We start from the raw sequence: 6,563 nt of genomic DNA, 5'->3' as shown, positions 1-6,563 counted from the left end.
GGCGGCCCGGGACGGGGGGGGGCCGCCCCGGGCCCGGACGGCCTCCCGCCCCGCCAGGGCCCGCTGGGGCGCGCGGGGCGCCCCACACCCCACGCCCGCCCCCATCTGTCGTCAGGGCCGGGTCCGTCCCCCGGATCAGCCGTCCGCGGCCCCGGACTGCCGGGGCAGCGCCAGCGCCACCGTGTCCGCGAACTCCCGGACCGCGCTGGTCCGGCTGACCACCCGGCCGCTGTGCACCACCAGCCGGCTGTGCCCGCCCGCGAGCGCCCCGGCCAGGCTGTCCCCGCGCACCGCCAACAGCTCCGCCGGGAACCCGGCGTCCACCCGGACCGGGGCCAGCCCGAGCGCCGCCCGGGCCTGGTTCGCCACCGCGTCGTACGCCGCCGCCGGGTCCAGCTCCCCACCGGCCGACAGCAGGTACGCCGACTCCAGCGGATCCGCCCGGCCGACCGGGTTGGACGGGTCGCGCAGCGCCCCGCTGCCCGCCGCCAGCGGCACCCGGGCGGCGGCCAACTCCCGCACCAGGCCCGGCCGCAGGCCCGTCGTCCGGCCCTCCAGCCCGGTGCAGCCGCCGTTCTGCGGCAGGCAGACGACCCGGATCCCGCTGGTCGCCAGCACCGTCGACCCGCCCCGGGCCAGCGCCCCGCACGGGCCGAGCGTCACCCGCGGCCGCAGCGGCGCCAACGCGCCCGCCATCCGGGCGAGTTGGGCGGCGTCGGCGGCACCGGTGTGCAGGTCCACCGGACAGTCCGCCTCCCGGGCGGCCTCCAGCAGCAGCTGCACGTACCCGGCCGGGTCCGGATCCAGGTCCGGGCAGCCGCCGGCCGCGGTGGCGCCCAGCTTGAGCGCCTCGCGCAGCTGCGCCCGGCCGTCCGCGCCGGCCCGCCCGGTGAGCAGCCGGGGCATCGCCACCGCCTGGAGCTCGGCCAGCCCGCGCAGCGCCTGCCGGGCGGTGAGCACCGCCTCCAGCCGGCGCAGTCCGTGCACGTCGCCGATCCGGACGTGGGTGCGCTGGGCGGTGGCGCCGTAGCCGAGCGAGGTCAGCGCGGCCTCGGTGACCCGGCGGGTGAGGTCGGCCGGGGTGTCCGGCGGCGGGGCGGCCAGCGCGGCGGAGAACGCGGTGTCGTAGTGGGCGTGCGCCTCGGCGGGGGCCGGGAGCAGCAGGTAGCCGCGCAGGTCGATCCGGGCGCCGGTGGTGACGGTGGGCGCGCCGGGCAGGGCGGGCAGTGGGCCGAGGCTGCCGACGGTGCCGACCGCCTGGATCCGGTCGCCGCTGATCCGGACGTCCACCACCCGCCCGTCGGCCAGCCGGGCGCCGGTGAGGAGCAGGACCGGTCCGTGCCCGAGCGGGTTGGCCGCCGGGCCGGGTCCGGAGTGCGGCCCGTCGGCGGCTGCGCTGTCCATCGCCGGCTCCTTCTCGCGTCGGCCCGTGCGGTCGGCCCCGGGCCGCCGGCCCGTACCGCCGGGCGGTCCTCCCGATCAATGAGCGTCGAGCCTATGGGCCCGGGGGGCGGGGCGCCGGGAGGCGGGCAATAGTCGTATCGGGTCGGGCCGCGGCGCTCGCGGCCCGATCGAACGCCCGGCCTTGGATCGTCCGCCCGTACCCCTCACCCACCTGCGGTCTTCGCCGCGGGATACGGATTTCACCTCCGGGCGCGAAACGTGTAATCTCTTCCTCGTTCGCCCCTATAGCTCAGTCGGTAGAGCGTCTCCATGGTAAGGAGAAGGTCTGCGGTTCGATTCCGCATGGGGGCTCGGTGAGAAGCAGTCAGCCTCGGCTGTGCTGTGGATCACTGTGGCGGTGTAGCTCAGTTGGTAGAGCAAGCGGCTCATAATCGCTGTGTCACCGGTTCAAGTCCGGTCACCGCTACCCCGCGTAGTCGGTCGGGAGATCGCACTCCCGGTCGGCTACTCTTGTTGTGTTCTTATTCGTTGTCCAAGGAAGGCACTCCCGTGGCTGCCACCGACGTCCGCCCGAAGATCACGCTGGCCTGCGTGGAGTGCAAGGAGCGGAACTACATCACCAAGAAGAACCGGCGTAATGACCCGGACCGTCTTGAGATGAAGAAGCACTGCCCCCGCTGCAACTCGCACACCGCGCACCGCGAGACCCGCTGACCCTGAAGTAGGGCGACGGGCCTGTGTGAATTCAGGTCTTCTACTCCGGGCCGCATCCCTCACAGGGGGTGCGGCCCGGAGTTTTTTCGTATCCACCCGCGTTCCGAGGAGCTGCCATGGCGCTCGACCCCTCCTTCATCGGGCGTAGTTACCCGCCCACCGAGCCGTACGAGGTCGGCCGGGAGAAGATCCGCGAGTTCGCGACCGCGGTCGGCGACGCCAACCCGGCGTACACCGACCCGGAGGCGGCGAAGGAGCTGGGCCACCCCGACGTGATCGCCCCGCCGACCTTCCCGTTCGTGATCACCTACCGTGCGGCCGGCCAGGTGGTCGAGGATCCGGAGCTGGGCCTGGACTTCAGCCGGGTGGTGCACGGCGACCAGAAGTTCGCCTACACCCGCCCGGTGCGGGCCGGTGACCGGCTGTCGGTCACGGTGACCATCGACAACATCAAGTCGCTGGCGGGCAACGACGTGCTCACCGTGCGCGGCGAGGTGACGGACGCGACCGGCGAGCACGTTGTGACGTCGGTCATGACCCTGGTGGCCCGGGCCGCCGACGAGGCGGGGGAGTGAGCACGATGGCGATCAGCTACGACGAGGTCGAGGTCGGCACCGAGCTGCCGGCGCAGTCCTTCCCGGTGACCCGCGACACACTGGTGCGGTACGCGGGCGCCTCGGGCGATTTCAACCCGATCCACTGGAACGAGAGGTTCGCCCTGGAGGTCGGCCTGCCGGACGTCATCGCGCACGGCATGTTCACCATGGCCGAGGCGATCCGGGTGGTCACCGACTGGGTCGGCGACCCGGCCGCGGTGGTCGAGTACGGCGTGCGCTTCACCCGCCCGGTGCCGGTGCCGAACGACGGGGTCGGCGCGGTGGTCGAGGTCTCGGCCAAGGTCGCCAAGAAGCTGGACGACCGCAGGGTGCAGGTCGACCTGCTGGCCACCGCGGGCGGTCAGAAGGTGCTCGGGATGTCCCGGGCCGTGGTCCGGCTCGGCTGAGCCGCCCCCTCGCGACGGCGGCCGCGGCCGGAGCCCCGTACTCACGGGATCTCCGGCCGCGGCCGCGGGCCTTGCCTTGATAGTGATTGGCCACTAACTTGGAACTCATGGCGAAGTCGAGCATCCGGATGAGCGCGGAGGAGCGGCGCGAGAGCGTCGTCCGGGCCGCCCTGATCGAGTTCGCCCGGGGTGGGTACCACGGCACCTCCACCGAGGCGATCGCCCGCCGGGTGGGCGTCTCGCAGCCGTACCTGTTCCGGCTGTTCCCGGGCAAGCAGGCGATCTTCGCCGCGGCTGCCGAGCGCTGCGTCGAGGAGACCTGGCGGGTGTTCGACGAGGCCTCGGCCGGGCTGTCCGGCGAGGAGGCCGCCGACGCGATGTCCGCCGCGTACATGAGCCTGGTCGAGGACCGCGACCAGCTCATGATGCAGATGCAGCTCTACGTCTCGGTCTTCGCGGCCCGGGCGGCCGGCGAGGAGGAGGTCGGCGAGACCGCCCGACGGCTGTGGGAGAACCTGTTCGACCGGGTCAGGATCCGGATCGGCGGCGACATGAAGGGCGCCACGCAGTTCTTCGCGTACGGGATGCTGATCAACACGATGGTGGCGCTGGGCTATCCGCCGGACCACCGGATGTGGAGCGGCTTCGACGGGTGCGAGGAGCCCGAGGAGCCCGAGTAGCCGGGCCGCACGGCGGTGTCCGTGCGGCCTTTTTTCGGCCCACGAAAGTTATTGAGCAATAACTACCTAGAGGAAACTGGGGGAGTCATGACGGAGAAACCGACCATGGGCAGAACCGCGATCTGGACGCTGGTGATCGTCAGCGCGGCCAGCTTCATGGCCGCCCTGGACAACCTGGTGGTCACCACCGCACTGCCGTCGATCCGCGAGGAACTCGGCGGCGGGCTGTCCGACCTCGAATGGACGGTCAGCGCCTACACCCTGAGCTTCGCCGTGCTGCTGATGTTCGGCGCCGCGCTCGGCGACCGCTTCGGCCGCCGACGGATCTTCCTGGTCGGCCTGACGGTCTTCACCGCAGGCTCCGCCGCGGCGGCGATGTCCCCGGGCATCGGCGACCTGATCGCCGCCCGGGCCGTCCAGGGCGTCGGGGCCGCGGCGATGATGCCGCTCACCCTGACCCTGCTCACCACCGCCGTGCCCGCGGCCAGGCGGGGGATGGCCTTCGGCATCTGGTCGGGCGTCAGCGGCCTCGCCGTCGCCGCCGGGCCGCTGATCGGCGGCTCGCTGACCGAGCACTTCTCCTGGCAGTGGATCTTCTGGGTGAACGTCCCGGTCGGCCTCGTCCTGCTGCCGCTGGCCTACCTGCGGCTCGGCGAGAGCCGGGGCGCGGGCCGGGCCCTGGACGTGCCCGGGACCCTGCTGGTCAGCCTGGGGATGTTCGGGGTCGTCCTCGGCCTGATCCGCGGCAACCCGGACGGCTGGACCAGCCCGCTGGTCCTCGGCGCCCTGGTCGCCGGCGTCCTGCTGCTGACCGCCTTCGTCTGGTACGAGCAGCGGGTGGCCGCCCATCCGATGCTGCCGATGCGGCTGTTCCGCAGCCGGGCCTTCTCCGCCGTCAACGCGGCCAGCCTGCTGATGTACCTGGGGATGTTCGGCTCGATCTTCCTGATCAGCCAGTACCTCCAGGGCGTCGGCGGCTTCAGCCCGCAGGAGTCGGGCATCCGGATGCTGCCGTGGACGGCGATGCCGCTTCTGGTCTCCCCGGTCGCGGGCATCGTCTCCGACCGGATCGGCGGCCGCCCGATCGTGGTCGCCGGGCTGGCCCTGCAGGCCGTGGGCCTGGTGCTGTTCGGCCTGGTCGCGGACGGGAGCACCGGCCTCGACTACCCCGCCCAGATCCCGGCCATCGTGATCTGCGGGATCGGCATGTCGCTGTACTTCGGCCCGACCGCCCAGCTGGTGATGGCCAGCGTCCGGCCGCAGGAGCAGGGGATCGCCTCCGGCGCCAACAACGCGCTGCGCGAGGTCGGCGGGGCGCTCGGGGTCGCCGTGCTCGCCGCGGTGTTCTCGGCGCGGGGCGGCTACCAGTCGACGCAGGCCTTCACGGACGGGCTGGTGCCCGCGCTGTACGTCGGCGGGGCCGCCGTCGGGCTCGGCGCGCTCGCCGCGGTGTTCATCCCCCGGCGGCGCGCGGCGGCGGCCGCGGGGTCGCGGGAGGAGCGGGCCGGGAAGCCGGCCGTGCCCGCGGGGGTCTGAGGCGCCGGCCCCGGGCGAGCGGCGTACGGGCGAGCGGGAGTACGGACGGCGGCGGGAGTACGGGCGAGCGGCGTACGGGCGGCGGCGGGAGTACGGGCGAGCGGCGTACGGGCGGCGGGAGTACGGGTGGCGGGCGTGCCGGGGGGCACCCCCGCCACCCGTACGCTGGTGGGCGTGCTGGTAGAAAACGACGCCCCCCTCGCCCCGCTGACCACGCTCCGGCTCGGTGGCCCGGCCCGCCGCCTGGTGACCGCCCACACCGATGACGAGGTGATCGCCGCCGTCCGCGAGGCCGACGCGGCCGGCGAGCCGCTGCTGGTCCTCGGCGGCGGCTCCAACCTGGTGATCGGCGACGCCGGCTTCCCCGGCACCGTGCTGCGGATCGCCACCGAGGGCTTCGCCCTGGACGGCACCGCGCTGGAGGTCGCGGCCGGCGAGACCTGGTCCGAGGTGGTCCGCCGGACCGTCGTGGACCACGAGCTGGCGGGCATCGAGTTCCTGGCCGGCATCCCCGGTTCGGCGGGTGCCACCCCGGTGCAGAACGTGGGCGCCTACGGCCAGGAGGTCGCGCAGTCGGTCACCGAGGTGGTCGCGTACGACCGCGCCGCCGACGAGGTGGTCGTGCTCTCGAACGCCGAGTGCGCGTTCTCCTACCGGCACAGCCGCTTCAAGGCCGAGCCGGAGCGCTACGTGGTGCTGCGGGTGCGGTTCCGCCTGGAGGACAACGGCGGCCTCTCCACCCCCGTCCGCTACGCCGAGACCGCCCGGCACCTGGGCGTCGAGCAGGGCGAGCGGGTGGCGGTCGGCACCGCCTGGAACGCGGTGCTGCTGCTGCGCGCCGGCAAGGGCATGGTGCTGGACCCGGCGGACCACGACACCTGGTCGGCCGGCTCCTTCTTCACCAACCCGGTACTCACGGCCGCGCAGTACGACTCCTTCCGCACCCGCCCGGGCGCCGAGGACGCCCCCGCCTACCCGGCCCCGGAGGGCCGCACCAAGACCTCGGCAGCCTGGCTGATCGACCGGTCCGGCTTCGGCAAGGGCTACGGCAGCGGCCCGGCGACGCTCTCCACCAAGCACACCCTGGCGCTCACCAACCGCGGCTCGGCCACCGCCGAGGACCTGCTGGCGCTGGCCCGGGAGATCCGGGACGGGGTCCGCGAGGCCTTCGGGGTGGAACTGGTGAACGAGCCGGTGATGGTGGGCGTCGAGCTCTGAGGTGGCGC

General features: G+C 73.6%; 7 protein-coding genes and 2 tRNA genes. 8 read left to right on the top strand and 1 reads right to left on the bottom strand.

Annotated features, from left to right (window positions below):
* Positions 1-135: 135 nt before the first annotated feature.
* Positions 136-1,404, bottom strand: coding sequence for a hydrolase (locus ACFWJ4_RS03190; protein WP_359897554.1), 1,269 nt, complete (start codon positions 1,402-1,404; stop codon positions 136-138).
* 278 nt (positions 1,405-1,682) lie between these two features.
* On the opposite strand from ACFWJ4_RS03190, the gene ACFWJ4_RS03185 reads away from it, so the two are divergent.
* The 8 genes from ACFWJ4_RS03185 to ACFWJ4_RS03150 all read left to right on the top strand — a co-directional run bounded on the left by ACFWJ4_RS03185 (position 1,683) and on the right by ACFWJ4_RS03150 (position 6,555).
* Positions 1,683-1,755: transfer RNA gene (locus tag ACFWJ4_RS03185), tRNA-Thr, on the top strand.
* A gap of 42 nt (positions 1,756-1,797) precedes the next feature.
* Positions 1,798-1,870, top strand: a tRNA-Met gene (locus ACFWJ4_RS03180).
* An 83-nt stretch (positions 1,871-1,953) separates the two neighbouring features.
* On the top strand, positions 1,954-2,118 hold the full coding sequence (rpmG, locus tag ACFWJ4_RS03175) for a 50S ribosomal protein L33 (RefSeq protein ID WP_006604855.1): 165 nt from the start codon (positions 1,954-1,956) through the stop codon (positions 2,116-2,118).
* Between the two features lie 116 nt (positions 2,119-2,234).
* Positions 2,235-2,693 carry a MaoC family dehydratase N-terminal domain-containing protein gene (locus ACFWJ4_RS03170; protein WP_380538586.1) on the top strand — a complete coding sequence of 153 codons (459 nt, stop codon included), beginning with the start codon at positions 2,235-2,237 and terminating at the stop codon, positions 2,691-2,693.
* A gap of 5 nt (positions 2,694-2,698) precedes the next feature.
* The gene (locus ACFWJ4_RS03165) at positions 2,699-3,121 is read left to right on the top strand and encodes a MaoC family dehydratase (protein ID WP_359897552.1); all 423 of its coding nucleotides are present in this window, start codon (positions 2,699-2,701) and stop codon (positions 3,119-3,121) included.
* 107 nt (positions 3,122-3,228) lie between these two features.
* Positions 3,229-3,801: a TetR/AcrR family transcriptional regulator gene (locus ACFWJ4_RS03160; protein WP_380538584.1), complete on the top strand. Its 573-nt coding sequence runs from the start codon at positions 3,229-3,231 to the stop codon at positions 3,799-3,801.
* Positions 3,802-3,888: 87 nt separating this feature from the next.
* A complete protein-coding gene (locus ACFWJ4_RS03155) occupies positions 3,889-5,337 on the top strand; it encodes an MFS transporter (RefSeq protein WP_380538582.1) in 1,449 nt (482 codons plus the stop codon).
* A 168-nt stretch (positions 5,338-5,505) separates the two neighbouring features.
* Complete coding sequence (locus tag ACFWJ4_RS03150; protein ID WP_380538635.1) at positions 5,506-6,555, top strand: UDP-N-acetylmuramate dehydrogenase; 1,050 nt, start codon at positions 5,506-5,508, stop codon at positions 6,553-6,555.
* Positions 6,556-6,563: the final 8 nt, after the last annotated feature.

Source organism: Kitasatospora sp. NPDC127067 (assembly GCF_042724755.1).
GTDB classification, from domain to species: Bacteria; Actinomycetota; Actinomycetes; order Streptomycetales; family Streptomycetaceae; genus Kitasatospora; species Kitasatospora lactacystinica.
This window is presented reverse-complemented; position numbering and strand designations above follow the sequence as displayed.